Genomic DNA, 14,337 nt, shown 5'->3' on the forward strand with positions numbered 1-14,337 from the left:
CGACAGGAGACCTTGATGCATGCCTGGCTATGTACCACGCCCACCGGCGTCGATGCGCTGGAATGGACCGAACTGCCGACTCCCGAACCCAAGGCCGGCGAGGTGCTGGTGGAAATCAAGGCCGCGAGCCTGAACTTCCCCGACCTGCTGATCGTGCAGAACAAATACCAGATGAAGCCGCCGCTGCCTTTCGTGCCCGGCTCGGAATACGCGGGCGTGGTGCGCGCCGTGGGCGAAGGCGTCACGCATCTGCAGGTCGGCCAGAACGTCGCCAGCCTCACCGGCACGGGCGGCTTCGGCAGCCATGTGATCGCGCCCGCCGCGGCCTGCCTGCCGCTGCCAGAGGACTTTCCGCTGGTCGACGCGGCCGCGTTCATCATGACCTATGCCACGTCTTTCCACGCGCTGATGGACCGCGCCCAACTGCAGGCGGGCGAGACCGTGCTGGTGCTGGGCGCGGCCGGCGGCGTCGGCACCGCGGCGATCCAGATCGCCAAGGCCGCAGGTGCGCGCGTGATCGCGGCGGCCTCGAGCGACGAGAAGTGCGCGCTATGCCAGTCGCTAGGCGCCGATGCGACCATCAACTACAGCAGTACCGACCTGCGCGAAGCGCTCAAGGCCGCGACCGGCGGCAAGGGCCCCGACGTGGTCTACGACCCGGTCGGCGGCGACCTGGCCGAGCCCGCGTTCCGCTCGATTGCCTGGCGCGGCCGCTATCTGGTGGTCGGTTTCGCGGCCGGCCCCATCCCCGCCCTGCCCTGGAACCTGGCGCTGCTCAAGGGCGCGTCGCTGGTCGGCGTGTTCTGGGGTGAATTCCAGCGGCGCGAGCCCAAGGCCAACGCCGCGATGATGGCCACGCTGCTCGACTGGTACCAGGAGGGCAGGATCAAGCCGGTGATTGATTCCACGATGGACCTGTCGCAACTGCCCGCGGCCTACGAGCGCATGGGCTCGCGCGCGGTGATGGGCAAGCTGGTGCTGACGCGCTAGAAGCGACCGGCGGCGGCATGCCGCCGATGCGGGTTCTCACCTATGTTAGCCAGTGGGCGGGTGCTACACTGCGCGCCTTTTTCCCGGCCGGCGCCCTGCGCGTGGTACCGACCGGGCCCCTGGCCGCTGGTTGCGCACCGCGCGCTGCCTCCTTGCTTTTCCCCCGCATGCAACTGAGCTTCAGCACCTACTACACCCTCCTCTGCGCAGCCCTGGTGCTGCTGGTCGGCAAATTCCTGGTCCAGCGCATACGCTTCCTGCGCGACTTCAACATTCCCGAACCCGTGGCCGGCGGCCTGTTGGCCGCCGCGCTGATCTATGCGCTGCACGAGTTCACCGGTTACTCGCTGGCATTCAATACCGATCTGCAAACCGGCTTCATGCTGATGTTCTTCGCCTCGATCGGACTGAGCGCCAATTTCGCCAAGCTGCGCGAAGGCGGTGCGGGCCTGGTCCTGTTCCTGGTGATCATCAGCCTGTTCATCCTGGTGCAGAACGGCGTTGGCATCGGCCTGGCCGCGGCCATGGGCCTGGACCCGCTGATCGGCCTGATCGCCGGCTCGGTCACGCTGGTCGGCGGCCATGGCACGGCCGGCGCCTGGGGCGTGGTGCTTGAGAACGAGCATGGCGTGCAGGGAGCGGTCACGCTGGGCATTGCCTGCGCGACCTTCGGCCTGGTGATCGGCGGGCTGATCGGGGGCCCGATCGCCAAGGGACTGGTGACGCGATTCCAGCTCAAGGCCATTGCGGGCACGCCAGCGGCGGCGGTAGCCGCGCCCGGCGATCTCAATTTCGAGAATCCGCAGCAGGTGCGCCTCATCACCACCAGCGCCGCGATCGAGACGCTGGCGCTGTTTGCCGCCTGCCTGGGCTTTGCCGAATTCATGACCGGCTTCACCCGCGGCACGGCGCTCCAGTTGCCGACCTTTGTCTGGGCGTTGGGCGCGGGCGTGGTCCTGCGCAACGCGCTTGACTACCTCTTCAACTTCCAGGTCTTCGACCGGGCCATCGACCTGTTCGGCAATGTCTCGCTGTCGGTCTACCTGGCGATCGCGCTGCTGTCGCTCAAGCTCTGGGAGCTCAGCGGCCTGGCCGCGCCGCTGATGGTGATCCTGCTGGCGCAGACCGTCACCATGGCGCTGTATGCGGTGTTCGTCACCTTCCGCGTGATGGGGAAGAACTACGATGCCGCGGTGCTGGCCGCTGGCCACTGCGGCTTCGGCATGGGTGCGACGCCGACGGCGATTGCCAACATGCAGGCCATCACCAACCAGTACGGTCCCTCGCACAAGGCGTTCCTGATCGTGCCCATGGTCGGAGCGTTTTTCATCGACATCATCAACGCCGCGATGATCCAGCTGTTCATCCGGTTCCTGCCATGAGGTGAGCACCATGCCGCTGCGCACGCCCGGACGCTCCGGCGCCGCCACGCCGCGCCGCGAACGCGCGGTCAGGGGAGATGGAGGCATGGGGCGCGGCGCGGCGCGGCCGCAAGCGCGAACCAGCTGGCGCGTGCTGCTGCTGCTTGCCTGCGGCTGGCTCGGCGCCTGCGGCCTGCCCTCGCTGGAAGGCCGCAGCACCAGCCACGCCCTGCCCCTGGATGCCGCGCGCGCGACGCGTCTGGGCCAGGCGCTGGCCCCGGCGGCTGTGGCGCATCCCGGGCACAGCGGTATCTATCCCCTGTCCGATCCGCTCGAGGCCTTTGCCGCGCGCGCCCTGCTGATGCGCGCCGCGCAGCGCACGCTCGATGTGCAGTACTACATCTGGCACGGCGACACGACCGGCGCGCTGCTGGTCCAGGAACTGCTCGCCGCGGCTGGGCGCGGCGTGCGCGTGCGCCTGTTGCTCGACGATGTCGGCACCTCGGGCCTCGACGCGCAGTGGCGCGCGCTCGACCACCATGCGCACATCGAGGTGCGCCTGTTCAACCCCATGGCCGTGCGCCGCCCCAAGGCGCTGGGCTACGTGACCGACTTCGCGCGCGCCAACCGGCGCATGCACAACAAGTCGCTGACCGCCGACAACCAGGCCACGGTGATTGGCGGGCGCAACATCGGCGACGAGTATTTCGGCGCCACCGACGGCGTGCTGTTCACCGACCTCGACGTGCTGGCCGTGGGCGCCATCGTGCCTGAGGTGTCAGAGGATTTCGACCGCTACTGGGCCAGTGAATCGTCCTATCCGGTGAGCGCCCTGCTGCGGTCCAAGGGCCCACCCCCGGCGGACACCGAACCGCCGCCTCCCGGCACGCAGCGCTACCAGCGCGCCGTGGCCGCAACGCCCTTCCTGCAGCAGCTGCTGCAAGGGCAGCTGCCGCTGGCGTGGTCGCCGGTGCGCATGGTCAGCGACGATCCGGCCAAGGGCCTGAACCGCGCCGCGCCCGAAGGCCTGCTGGTGACGCAGCTGGCGCCCATCATCGGCACGCCGCAGCGCACGCTGGACCTGGTGTCGCCCTACTTCGTGCCCACGCGCGCCGGCGTCGACGCCTTCGTGCAGCTGCGCCAGCGCGGCATCCGCGTGCGCGTGCTGACCAACTCGCTGCAGGCCACCGACGTGGCCGTCGTGCATGCCGGCTACGCGCGCTGGCGCCGCGCGCTGCTGGCCGCAGGGGTGGAGCTGTTTGAAATGCGCCCCGATCCCGCCGCGCCCGCGGAGCACGCACCGGGGCCGTTCGGCAGCTCGGGCGCAAGCCTGCATGCCAAGACCTTCGCCATCGACGCACAGCAGGTCTTTGTCGGTTCGTTCAACTTCGACCCGCGTTCGGCCCACCTCAACACCGAACTCGGTTTCGTCATCGACAACCCACAGCTGGCGGCCCAGGTGGCCGACGCCTTCAGCCTGCAGATTCCGCAGCGCAGCTACCGCGTGCTGCTCGATACCCACGGCCAGCTGGAATGGCATGCGGGCGCGGGAGACCAGGCGAGCGTGTACCGCAGCGAGCCCGGCAGCCACTGGCTCGAACGCCTGTGGATGCGCTTGCTGATGCTGCTGCCGATCGAATGGCTGCTGTGAGGCACCCCAAGGAATATACGAAACGTAATGGAACGTATAATCCAGCGCATGGGAATCGTAAAAATTTCAGACGCACTGCATGACAGCGTGCGCACCGCCAGCACGGCCCTGAGCCGCTCCATCAACGCCCAGGCAGAGCACTGGCTGCGGGTCGGCATGATGGCCGAGCTGCATCCGCTGCTGAACTATTCGGATATCTGCCAGCTGCTGATCCAGCAGGCCGCCGCACCGGGCGGTGCCGCGTCTGCGGCATTTGCCTTGCCCACGCCGGCGCGCGCACTGCAGCCAGCCAGCGGAGCGGCCCGATGAAGCGCTCCAGCACCACGCCCATCCACACCGTCTCCGATATCGCCCAGTCGCGGCTTGCGGGCCAGCTGGCCGCGCGGGTGCTGCGGATGCTGGTGCCGCATGTGCGCGCCGGTGTCAGCACCAACGAACTCGACCGGCTGTGCCACGATTACATCGTCGACGAACTCGGCTGCATTCCTGCCAACATCGGCTACCACGGCTACACCAAGACCATCTGCGCCTCGGTCAACCATGTGGTGTGCCATGGCATACCCTCCGACCGCGAGGTGCTCAAGGACGGCGACATCGTCAATGTCGATGTGGCGCTGATCAAGGACGGCTGGTTCGGCGACACCAGCCGCATGTATGTCGTGGGCGAGCCGCGCGCCCAGGCGCGGCGCCTGGTGCGCACCGCCTACGAGGCCATGCGCGCCGGTATCCAGGCGGTGCGTCCCGGCGCGACGCTGGGCGATGTCGGCCATGCGATTGAAAGCGTGGCCAGGCGCGAGCGCTTCACCGTGGTGCAGGAATACTGCGGCCATGGCATTGGCCAGATCTACCACGACACGCCCGACGTGCTGAACTACGGCGTGCCCGGCCAGGGGCTGAAGCTCGAGCCCGGCATGATCTTCACCATCGAGCCGATGCTCAATGCCGGCAAGGCTGCGACGCGCGAGCTCAGCGATGGCTGGACCGTCATCACCAATGACAAGTCGCTGTCGGCGCAGTGGGAGCACATGGTCTGCGTGACCGAGACCGGCTATGAAGTGCTCACTGCCTGGCCCGAGGGCACGGGCGACTACCCCGCCATCTGACCCGGGTTGCCATGTCGATCAGCTATCTGTACCTCGCGCTGGCCATCGTCTGCGAAGTCATCGCCACCTCGTTCCTCAAGAGCGCCGAGGGCTTCACGCGGCTGTGGCCCTCGGTCATCACGGCCACGGGCTATGCGCTGGCCTTTTTCTTCCTGTCGCTGACGCTGCGCACCGTGCCCACGGGCGTCGCCTATGCCATCTGGTCCGGCGCGGGCATCGTGCTGGTCTCGGCCATTGCCTGGTTCTGGCAGGGCCAGACGCTCGATGCCGCGGCGCTGGTCGGCATGGGGCTGATCGTGGCGGGCGTGCTGGTGATCCAGCTGTTTTCCACTTCGGCGGGGCACTGACCCGGCGCGGGTCGAGGGACCGGACCCAAAGTCCGGGCCTATTTCCCGAATACCCCTTTTTCACACATATATTCCCATGAAAATCCTCAGGAATTCGGACGAATTCATCCGATCCTGGGTTTTCTGCATTTACTGAAATATTGAAATAATTTTCAAAAACAAGGGCTTACGCTGCAGACAAAATGCGCCCGGCGAATTTTCGGGCGTTTCAAGTCTGATGTCTTATATAAAACATCATTTAGCAGAAACAAAACACTGGCAGGCGTTGCGCAGGCTTTCTACAATGGCATCCGTTCCTGCTTCGGGCCCGGCCTCGGCCACTTGCTGACCTCGCGTCCGCGCCCCCTGACGGCAGGAAGCAACGTACAACAGAGGACCACCCCGGCACGTACCGGGGCGGAGGAGACCGGCCCGCATCGCAAGGTGCGGGCCATTTTTATGGCGCGCCGGTTAACCGGTTGCCGACGTCCTGGCCGGCTGGATTCCCTGCCATGGGGGCCCCAAGCGGCTGCGCCTTGCCCCTGAAAGGCCGGGCCGGCGCCGGATGGTTCAAAATACGCCCGGTGTCCATTCCCCAATCGTTTATCCAAGAGCTGCTGTCCCGCGTGGATGTGGTCGACATCGTCGGCCGCTATGTGCAGCTGCGCAAAGGCGGCGCGAACTTCATGGGGCTGTGCCCCTTCCACGGCGAGAAGTCGCCGTCGTTCAGCGTCAGCCCGTCCAAACAGTTCTACCACTGCTTCGGCTGCGGCAAGAACGGCAACGCCATCGGCTTCCTGATGGAGCATGCCGGCATGGGCTTCGTCGAAGCCGTGCAGGACCTCGCCGGCCAGGTCGGCCTGGTCGTGCCCCAGGACGACATCAGTCCGCAGGAGCGCCAGCGCCAGGCCGCGCAGAAGGAAAAGCAGGCCACGCTCAGCGATGTGCTGGAAAAAGCCGGCGACGCCTACCGCCGCCACCTCAAGGACTCGCCGCACGCGATTGCCTATCTCAAGCGCCGCGGCGTCTCGGGCCCGACGGCGGCGCGCTTCGGCCTGGGCTACGCGCCCGAAGGCTGGCGCAGCCTGGCCAGCGTCTTTGCCCAGTACGACGACCCGCTGCTGCAGGAAAGCGGCCTGGTGATCGTCAACGAGGAGGACCACAAGCGCTACGACCGTTTCCGCGACCGGCTGATGTTTCCCATCCGCAACGTCAAGGGCGAGTGCATAGGCTTTGGCGGCCGGGTGTTTGGCGACGAGAAGCCCAAATACCTGAATTCGCCCGAGACCCCGGTCTTCCACAAGGGGCGCGAGCTGTATGGCCTGTTCGAGGCGCGCAACGCGCTGCGCGAGATGGGCTATGCGCTCGTGACCGAAGGCTATATGGACGTGGTGGCGCTGGCCCAGCTGGGCTTTGCCAACGCCGTGGCCACGCTGGGCACGGCCTGCACGCCCGACCATGTGCAAAAGCTGTTTCGCTTCACCGATGCCGTCGTGTTCAGCTTCGACGGCGACAGCGCGGGCCGGCGCGCGGCGCACAAGGCGCTCGAGGCCGCGCTGCCCTATGCCACCGATACGCGCAGCCTCAAGTTCCTGTTCCTGCCCAGCGAACATGACCCCGACAGCTTCATCCGCGAATTCGGCACCGATGCGTTTGCGCGCCAGGTCGGCGACGCCAAGCCGCTGAGCCGCTTCCTGATCGACGCGGCCAGCGAAGGCTGCGACCTGGGGCTGCCCGAGGGCCGGGCCCACATGGCCAGCAACGCCCGGCCGCTGTGGACGCTGCTGCCCGACGGCGTGCTCAAGCGCCAGCTGCTGGCCGAGATTGCCGAGCTGGCCCAGTTGCAGCTGCAGGACCTGACCGAGCTGTGGAGCAAGGAGCCGGCGCGCCCCGGCATGCGCAGCGCCCCGGCCACCGGCATGGACGCCGGCTACAGTGCGGGGCCGCCGCCCGACCTGGGCTGGGCGCCCGACGGCGCCCCGCTGGAGAGCTACGGCCAGGGCTACAGCCCGAACGGCGGCAACGGCGGTGCCTGGACCCCGGGCCAGGGCAAGGCACGCAAATGGGAAAAAGGCAGCTGGGGGCGCGAGCGCCCGCCGGCTAACCGTTTCGAGGCCGCGTCGCGCGGTCCGCGCGGCACGCCCGCGACGCGCACCGACCAGGCCGCACGGCTGCTGATGGCGCACATGGAGTTCATGGAAGAGCTCACGCACGAGGATTTCGATGCGCTGTCGCGCTGCACCGCGCCGCACGGGGGCTTGTTTGCGTGGCTCGAGGCCCAATTTCAGGAATATGGGCCGCAACCCTGGGCCGTGCTGCGTGAGCGGCTGCAGGAATGCATGGAGGCGCATGTCGCGCCGCTGGCCGAACGCTTGATGACCGGCCCCCACGCCCAGCCCGAAGGCGAGCTGGCCGAGCTGCGGCGCGAATTGCGCGGCGTGCTCAACCGCATCCTGATCGACGACATCAAGCAGCAGACGCATGCTGCCGCGATGGCGGTGTCGACCAATCCGCATGCGGCCCAACAGCTGCGTGACTTATACAATCGGTTACATTTTCTGCAAAATGAAACCCGCAGTTCCTCTTGAAATTGCTGGACAAAGATATAATTAGGGGTTAGCGGCAAGAGCGACAGCAGCACCTCCGGGCCGGGTCAACGTGAAAAACACGTCAAGTAGCAGCAATTGCACGGACCCAAATACCGCAAGGACTGCACCCCAAATGTTCGCCCAGACATCTTGCCCGGGAGATCTTTCTCCGGATGTGCAATCCACGCTGCGTGGGTTCGCCTCCCATGCGCCGCATTCCTGGGCGCTTGCGTTTTCTTTGTCCGATTTTGCATAGAGGTGTCCATGCCCGCTTCAAAGTCCCCGAAGTTGCCCAAGTCCGCCGCTGGCCCTGCCGCACCCGCTGAAAAATCTTTGCCTGCAACCGCAGCTGCCAGGGCCCCCTCCAAGGCCCTGACAACTGCGACCCCAACAGCGGAGCCCCGCGCCGCTGCCAAGAAAGTCAATACCGTGGCTACCAAGACCTCTGCTGAACTCATTGCCGCCGCCGACGCCCTGCTCGCGGCGGCCGCTCCCCCCAAACGCGGCCGCAAGCCCAAGGCTGCGGCCGAAGACGGCGCCGAACCTGCCGTGAAGAAGGCCCCCGCGGCCAAGAAGGCGGCGGCTGCCGCTGCCGACAAGGCCCCGGCCAAGCGCGGCCGCAAGCCCAAGGCCAAGGAAGATGGCGAGGACATGGACGACACCGACCTGTCGGACATCGAATCGGACCTCGAAGGCGAAGTCGATGTGGTGGAAACCACGAGTTCGGCCACGACCGAAAAGGTCAAGCCGCTGCGCATGAAGATCAGCAAGGCCAAGGAGCGCGCGCTGATGAAGGAATTCGGCCTGGACGAAACCGTCCTGACCGAAGAGGAAATGCTGACCCGCCGCCAGCGCCTGAAGGCGTTGATCAAGCTCGGCAAGACCCGCGGCTACCTCACGCACGGCGAAATCAACGACCATCTGCCCGACAAGCTGGTCGACGCCGAAACGCTCGAAGTCGTCATCTCCATGCTCAACGACATGGGTGTGGCGGTCTACGAACAGACGCCCGACGCCGAGACGCTGCTGCTGAACAACACCGGCCAGTCGGCCACGACCGAGGAAGAAGCCGAGGAAGAAGCCGAAGCCGCGCTGTCGACGGTGGATTCGGAATTCGGCCGCACGACCGATCCGGTGCGCATGTACATGCGTGAAATGGGCACGGTCGAGCTGCTGACGCGCGAAGGCGAAATCGAGATCGCCAAGCGCATCGAAGGCGGCCTGCAGGACATGATGGAAGCCATCAGCGCCTCGCCGGCAACGATTGCCGAGATCCTCAACATGGCCGAGGAAATCCGCAGCGGCAAGGTCGTCATCTCGACCATCGTCGACGGTTTCTCCAACCCCAACGAAGCCGATGACTACGTGGCCGAGGAAGACTTCGACGAATTCGACGAAGAGGACGACGACGACGGCAAGGGCGGCTCCAAGGCGCTGACCAAGAAGCTCGAAGAGCTGAAGAACGATGCGCTGTCGCGTTTCGACAAGATGCGCGACCTGTTCGAGAAGATGCACAAGATCTACGACAAGGAAGGCTACGGCACTCCGGCGTACATGAAGGTGCAGGCGGCGCTGACCGAAGAGCTGATGACCATCCGCTTCACGGCCAAGACGATTGAAAAGCTCTGCGACCTGGTGCGCGCGCAGGTGGATGACGTGCGCAAGAAGGAACGCGAACTGCGCCGCATCATCGTCGACAAGTGCGGCATGCCCCAGGAAACCTTCATCAAGGAATTCCCGGCCAACCTGCTGAACCTCGAATGGGTGGTCAAGCAAGCCCATGCCAACAAGGCCTGGAGCAATGTGCTCGAGCGCAACATCCCGCCGGTGCAGGAGCTGCAGCAGAACCTGATCGACCTGCAGACGCGCGTGGTCGTGCCGCTGCCGGGCCTCAAGGACATCAACAAGCGCATGAACGACGGCGAGCGTGCGTCGCGCGATGCGAAGAAGGAGATGATCGAGGCCAACCTGCGCCTGGTGATCTCGATCGCCAAGAAGTACACCAACCGCGGCCTGCAGTTCCTGGATCTGATCCAGGAAGGCAACATCGGCCTGATGAAGGCCGTCGACAAGTTCGAATACCGCCGCGGCTACAAGTTCTCGACCTATGCCACGTGGTGGATCCGCCAGGCCATCACGCGCTCGATCGCCGACCAGGCGCGCACCATCCGGATTCCGGTGCACATGATCGAGACCATCAACAAGATGAACCGCATCAGCCGCCAGCATCTGCAGGAATTCGGCTTTGAACCCGATGCGTCCATCCTGGCCGCGAAGATGGAGATTCCCGAGGACAAGATCCGCAAGATCATGAAGATCGCCAAGGAGCCGATCTCCATGGAAACGCCGATCGGCGACGACGACGACAGCCACCTGGGCGACTTCATCGAGGACGGTGCGAACACCGCCCCGATCGACGCCGCGATGCAGGCCGGCCTGCGCGACGTGGTCAAGGACATCCTCGACGGCCTGACGCCGCGCGAAGCCAAGGTGCTGCGCATGCGCTTCGGCATCGAGATGTCCACCGACCACACGCTGGAAGAAGTCGGCAAGCAGTTCGACGTGACGCGCGAACGCATCCGCCAGATCGAAGCCAAGGCGCTGCGCAAGCTCAAGCACCCTTCGCGTTCGGACAAGCTGCGCAGCTTCATCGATTCGCTGTAAACACTGCCTCCAAGGCAGCACAGAAAGCCATCCCTCGGGATGGCTTTTTTCATGGGCGGCGAGGTTGCGCTGCGCCTGCGCCAGGAACCAGCTCTGCGGGCTGGCCATTCATCCTTCGACAGGCTCAGGACGAACGGATGCGGTGGCGGCGGGCGGGCCATTCATTCTTCGACGGGCTCAGGACGAACGGATACGGCGGCGGGTGGGCCGTTCATTCTTCGACAAGCTCAGGACGAACGGATGCGGTGGCGGGCGGGCCATTCATCCTTCGACGGGCTCAGGACGAACGGATGTGGGATGGCTGCGTCCAACCCTCCATGGCCTGTGCTCAGGATCCCTTCCCGCGCCGGGGCACCACCAGCGTACCCACCGAAATCTGCACCGCCTGATCGTGCTGGTTGAAGGTCGTCGTGCGCAGCTTGAGCAGGCCCTGTTCGGGCCGCGACTTCGACGGCCGCACTTCGAGCACCTCGCACTCCACGCGCAGCGTGTCGCCGGGCCGCACGGGCAGCGGCCAGCGCAGCTCGTCAAAGCCCGCACCGACGATGCCGCCGGCCAGGGGGAAATCCTTGCCCACGAGCAGGCGCATGGTCAGCGCCGCGGTGTGCCAGCCGCTCGCGGCCAGGCCGCGAAACAGCGTGCCGCGCGCGGCGTCGTCGTCGAGATGGAAAGGCTGGGGGTCGAACTCGGCGGCAAAGGACTTGATGCGTTGCGCGTCCACCTGCAGGCGCATGCTGCCGACAAAGCGCTGCCCCGGGGCGAGGTCGTCGAGATAGGAAACGCTGGTGGAGGCATCAGTGGTGGACATGGGCGGACTCCTGGGCGCTGGATGGAAGATCGAAGATCAGGCAGGTCGTGGTGGCATGCGCGTAGAGCTTGCCATCGGGGCCCACGAGCCGCCCTTCGGCGGTCGCGACCTGGCGGCCCTGGTGGATCACCTTGCCTTCGGCACGCACCAAAGGCACGCGGTCGCTGAGGGCGCGCACCATGTTGAGCTTGAGCTCCAGCGTGGTGAAGCCCTTGCCCGCGGGCAGGGTCGTGTGCACGGCGCAGCCCACGGCCGAGTCGAGCAGGGTCGCGAACCACCCGCCGTGCACGCTGCCCAGCGGGTTGTAATGCTGGCGCTGCGGCCGGCCCTGGAACACCGCAGTGCCGGGCTCCATGTGGATGGGAATGAAATCGAGCGTGAGCCCCATGGGCGCGCGTGGGAAGTCGCCCGCGAAAATCGCCGCGAACAACTCCATGCCGGTGAGGCCCGCGAGCGAGGCCGGCGGCCGCGCGCCAGGATTGAGGCGCGCGCGCACCGCGGTTTCCTGCGCGCTCCATTGCGCGAGCACAGCATCGATGTCCATTGAGGGCCTTCCTGTCAGATTATTGTATATACAACCATTGCCAGTACAATATAGCAGATGAACACTCCCCAAGGCTGTACCAATCTGAAGCTGCGCCAGCTGACCCGGCTTGTCACGCGCCACTACGACCATTACACCGCCGCGGCCGGGCTCAAGACCACCCAGTATTCGCTGCTGTCGCATGTGGAGAAGCTCGGCCCGATACGGCCCGGCGATCTGGCCAGGTGCATGCAGATGGATGCCTCCACGCTCACGCGCAACCTGCAGCCGCTGGTCGCCCAGGGCTGGCTCGTGGTCGGCGCGGGCGAAGATGCGCGCAGCCGCCTTGTGGAAGTCACCGACTCGGGCCGCGCCAAGCGCGCCGAAGGCCAGCGCGCCTGGAAGCAGGCCCAGCTCGCGCTCAATGCGCGCCTGGGCACCGAACAGGTCGCCGCGCTGCACGCGCTGCTCGACGCGGGCATTGCCTGCTTCGATGCGGATGCGAACGCGGATGCCGGCGACGAATGACGCCGGCCCGGTGCTGCGTCAGTAGGCCTTGAAGTTCGCCGCCACGCGCTGGTTCAGATAATCCCCGGCCGAGATCGGCGGGTACTTGCCGCCCGGGCCTTCGATGATCGCGTCGCGGTTGGCCTGCGCAAAGAACGCCAGGCTGTAGCGCGGGCCCATGTACTCGCCGGGCAACGGGTTCTTCACGCGGTGGAAGTTCGAGGGCAGTTGGTCGTCGCTCCAGCGCATCAGCATGTCGCCGATATTGCAGGTGATGGCTTTTTCATCGGGCTCGACCGATGTCCACTCCTGGCTCTCCATCTCCTTGCCCGGGCAGACCTGCAGCCCGCCCTGGCCCTGGCGCTGGAACAGCAGGCTCAGGCAGTCGAAGTCGGTGTGCGCACCCGCGCGCCACAGGCCCAGGCTGGCCTGCTGCTCGGGCGGCGTCGCAAAATAGTGCAGCAGGCGCAGCGTGCTCTGGTAGCTCTGCTGCGCCGGGTCGTGCGCGCGCAGGAAGAAGCCGTCGTCGAAGCCGAGCTTGAACGCAAAGCACGACAGCACCTGCATCGCCACCTGCCAGCACTGGCCCTCGAAGGCCAGCATGGTGGCCTGGAAGCCAGCCAGCTCCTGTTCGCTGGGCCACAGGCCCTGCATGTGCGGGCGCGTGATCTGGTAGGACTCCTTCTGGTCCGGCGTGCCGGTCGAGGGGCGCACCTGGGCGCGGCTTTCCCAGCCGACGTTGAGCGCCTTCTTCAACGGGTATTGCGCCTTCACATCGTCCGGCAGCGCGAAGAAGCGCTCGGCCATCGCAAACGCTTCGTGCACATCATCGAGCGCGATGCCATGGTTCACGACCTGGAAGAAGCCGACATCGACGGCGGCGTCCCAGAGCTGGTTGGCAATCTCGGTCTTGCGCTGCTCGAAATTCGACAGGTCGATCTTGCGGATCTCGCGGCTGCGGCTCTCGGAGCCCATCGCGCCCATGCGCGTTTCCTTTTGCAACTCGGTCAGGTCGTAGGTGGCGGTGTTCATGCGGTTCTCCAGAATCTAGCGGTGAAAACAAGGGTCTTCCCGCGTGCGGCTTCAGGCCGCCGGACACCCGGCATGCCGCTGAAACCACGGGCGCCTGGGCGCTTGCGGGCTTCAGAGCAATTTCCGGCTGGCCAAGTCCCATCGTCGGACCGCACAGTGAACGCTTCTACTCCTGCAACCGGTCAAGCAAGAAGAATGCCTGGCATGCAAAGTGCATGGCGCAGCGCATTGCCACTTCCTGGAGACCGCCATGTCCGCCCTCGTATTCGCCACGCCCCTGCCGCTCGAAGAACCCGCGCCGCTGGGCGACACCGACGGCACCTATCTGCGCCAGGCCATTGCGCTGTCGGGCACGGCGCGCGCGCGCGGCAACCGGCCGTTTGGCGCGGTGGTGGTCGATGCGCAAGGCGCCCTGCTGGCCGAAGCCTATTGCAGCACCACCGAAACCGGCGACTGCACCGCGCATGCCGAGACCAACGCCGTGCGCCAGCTCAGCCCCCGGGTCCCGCGCGAGGTGCTGGCCCAGGCCACGCTGTACTCGTCGGCCGAGCCCTGCGTGATGTGCGCGGGCGCAATTTTCTGGTCGGGCATCGGCCGCGTGGTGTTCGGCATCGATGCGGTGCGGCTGCGCGTGTTCCGCGGCGAGCGCGCCGAGCAGCGCGATGCCGAGCTGTCCTGCCGCGATGTGTTTGCCGCGTCGCCGCACGAGATCGAATGCATCGGCCCGGCGCTGATCGACGAGGCCAGCCTGCCGCATGTGGGCTTCTGGAAGGCATGAAGCAGG

The 14,337-nt window shown here is 66.2% G+C and carries 13 protein-coding genes; 10 read left to right on the top strand and 3 right to left on the bottom strand.

Annotation, left to right across the window (positions count from 1 at the left end; translation table 11 throughout):
* Positions 1-15 precede the first annotated feature (15 nt).
* The 8 genes from HUK68_RS13710 (at position 16) to rpoD (ending at position 10,683) form a co-directional block, all read left to right on the top strand.
* Positions 16-990, top strand: coding sequence for an NADPH:quinone oxidoreductase family protein (locus tag HUK68_RS13710; RefSeq protein WP_175504669.1), 975 nt, complete (start codon positions 16-18; stop codon positions 988-990).
* Between the two features lie 167 nt (positions 991-1,157).
* On the top strand, positions 1,158-2,372 hold the full coding sequence (gene gltS / locus HUK68_RS13715) for a sodium/glutamate symporter (protein WP_175504670.1): 1,215 nt from the start codon (positions 1,158-1,160) through the stop codon (positions 2,370-2,372).
* An 85-nt stretch (positions 2,373-2,457) separates the two neighbouring features.
* Positions 2,458-4,002, top strand: coding sequence for a phospholipase D family protein (locus tag HUK68_RS13720; RefSeq protein WP_175505845.1), 1,545 nt, complete (start codon positions 2,458-2,460; stop codon positions 4,000-4,002).
* A gap of 48 nt (positions 4,003-4,050) precedes the next feature.
* A complete protein-coding gene (locus HUK68_RS13725) occupies positions 4,051-4,311 on the top strand; it encodes a ParD-like family protein (RefSeq protein ID WP_175504671.1) in 261 nt (86 codons plus the stop codon).
* Positions 4,308-5,105, top strand: coding sequence for a type I methionyl aminopeptidase (gene map, locus HUK68_RS13730; protein WP_175504672.1), 798 nt, complete (start codon positions 4,308-4,310; stop codon positions 5,103-5,105). Before HUK68_RS13725 ends, map begins: the two co-directional genes overlap by 4 nt.
* Positions 5,106-5,116: 11 nt before the next feature.
* A complete protein-coding gene (locus tag HUK68_RS13735; RefSeq protein WP_175504673.1) occupies positions 5,117-5,452 on the top strand; it encodes an SMR family transporter in 336 nt (111 codons plus the stop codon).
* A 563-nt stretch (positions 5,453-6,015) separates the two neighbouring features.
* Positions 6,016-8,019, top strand: coding sequence for a DNA primase (gene dnaG / locus HUK68_RS13740; RefSeq protein ID WP_244146176.1), 2,004 nt, complete (start codon positions 6,016-6,018; stop codon positions 8,017-8,019).
* Between the two features lie 264 nt (positions 8,020-8,283).
* Positions 8,284-10,683 carry an RNA polymerase sigma factor RpoD gene (rpoD, locus tag HUK68_RS13745; RefSeq protein ID WP_175504675.1) on the top strand — a complete coding sequence of 800 codons (2,400 nt, stop codon included), beginning with the start codon at positions 8,284-8,286 and terminating at the stop codon, positions 10,681-10,683.
* A 328-nt stretch (positions 10,684-11,011) separates the two neighbouring features.
* On the opposite strand, the gene HUK68_RS13750 is transcribed toward rpoD, so the two are convergent.
* Both HUK68_RS13750 and HUK68_RS13755 read right to left on the bottom strand, forming a co-directional pair.
* Positions 11,012-11,491: a MaoC family dehydratase gene (locus HUK68_RS13750; RefSeq protein WP_175504676.1), complete on the bottom strand. Its 480-nt coding sequence runs from the start codon at positions 11,489-11,491 to the stop codon at positions 11,012-11,014.
* A complete protein-coding gene (locus HUK68_RS13755) occupies positions 11,478-12,035 on the bottom strand; it encodes a PaaI family thioesterase (protein ID WP_175504677.1) in 558 nt (185 codons plus the stop codon). Before HUK68_RS13755 ends, HUK68_RS13750 begins: the two co-directional genes overlap by 14 nt.
* 57 nt (positions 12,036-12,092) lie before the next feature.
* Here HUK68_RS13755 and HUK68_RS13760 point away from each other — a divergent pair, with 57 nt between their 5' ends.
* Complete coding sequence (locus HUK68_RS13760) at positions 12,093-12,542, top strand: MarR family winged helix-turn-helix transcriptional regulator (protein WP_175504678.1); 450 nt, start codon at positions 12,093-12,095, stop codon at positions 12,540-12,542.
* 18 nt (positions 12,543-12,560) lie between these two features.
* Here the strand turns inward: HUK68_RS13760 and HUK68_RS13765 are convergent, their stop codons facing one another.
* Positions 12,561-13,553, bottom strand: a complete 993-nt coding sequence (locus HUK68_RS13765; protein ID WP_175504679.1) for an isopenicillin N synthase family dioxygenase — start codon at positions 13,551-13,553, stop codon at positions 12,561-12,563.
* A 250-nt stretch (positions 13,554-13,803) separates the two neighbouring features.
* On the opposite strand from HUK68_RS13765, the gene HUK68_RS13770 reads away from it, so the two are divergent.
* Positions 13,804-14,331, top strand: a complete 528-nt coding sequence (locus HUK68_RS13770) for a nucleoside deaminase (RefSeq protein ID WP_175504680.1) — start codon at positions 13,804-13,806, stop codon at positions 14,329-14,331.
* Positions 14,332-14,337: the final 6 nt, after the last annotated feature.

The sequence above is a fragment of the Comamonas antarctica genome (assembly GCF_013363755.1).
GTDB lineage: Bacteria > Pseudomonadota > Gammaproteobacteria > Burkholderiales > Burkholderiaceae_C > Comamonas > Comamonas antarctica.

Coding starts and splice junctions, on each gene's coding strand:
- HUK68_RS13770 (WP_175504680.1), top strand. CDS start 13,804: ATGTCCGCCCTCGTATTCGCCACGCCCCTGCCGCTCGAAGAACCCGCG.
- rpoD (WP_175504675.1), top strand. CDS start 8,284: ATGCCCGCTTCAAAGTCCCCGAAGTTGCCCAAGTCCGCCGCTGGCCCT.
- HUK68_RS13710 (WP_175504669.1), top strand. CDS start 16: ATGCATGCCTGGCTATGTACCACGCCCACCGGCGTCGATGCGCTGGAA.
- HUK68_RS13760 (WP_175504678.1), top strand. CDS start 12,093: ATGAACACTCCCCAAGGCTGTACCAATCTGAAGCTGCGCCAGCTGACC.
- HUK68_RS13725 (WP_175504671.1), top strand. CDS start 4,051: ATGGGAATCGTAAAAATTTCAGACGCACTGCATGACAGCGTGCGCACC.
- map (WP_175504672.1), top strand. CDS start 4,308: ATGAAGCGCTCCAGCACCACGCCCATCCACACCGTCTCCGATATCGCC.
- HUK68_RS13765 (WP_175504679.1), bottom strand. CDS start 13,553: ATGAACACCGCCACCTACGACCTGACCGAGTTGCAAAAGGAAACGCGC.
- HUK68_RS13720 (WP_175505845.1), top strand. CDS start 2,458: ATGGGGCGCGGCGCGGCGCGGCCGCAAGCGCGAACCAGCTGGCGCGTG.
- HUK68_RS13755 (WP_175504677.1), bottom strand. CDS start 12,035: ATGGACATCGATGCTGTGCTCGCGCAATGGAGCGCGCAGGAAACCGCG.
- HUK68_RS13735 (WP_175504673.1), top strand. CDS start 5,117: ATGTCGATCAGCTATCTGTACCTCGCGCTGGCCATCGTCTGCGAAGTC.
- HUK68_RS13750 (WP_175504676.1), bottom strand. CDS start 11,491: ATGTCCACCACTGATGCCTCCACCAGCGTTTCCTATCTCGACGACCTC.
- gltS (WP_175504670.1), top strand. CDS start 1,158: ATGCAACTGAGCTTCAGCACCTACTACACCCTCCTCTGCGCAGCCCTG.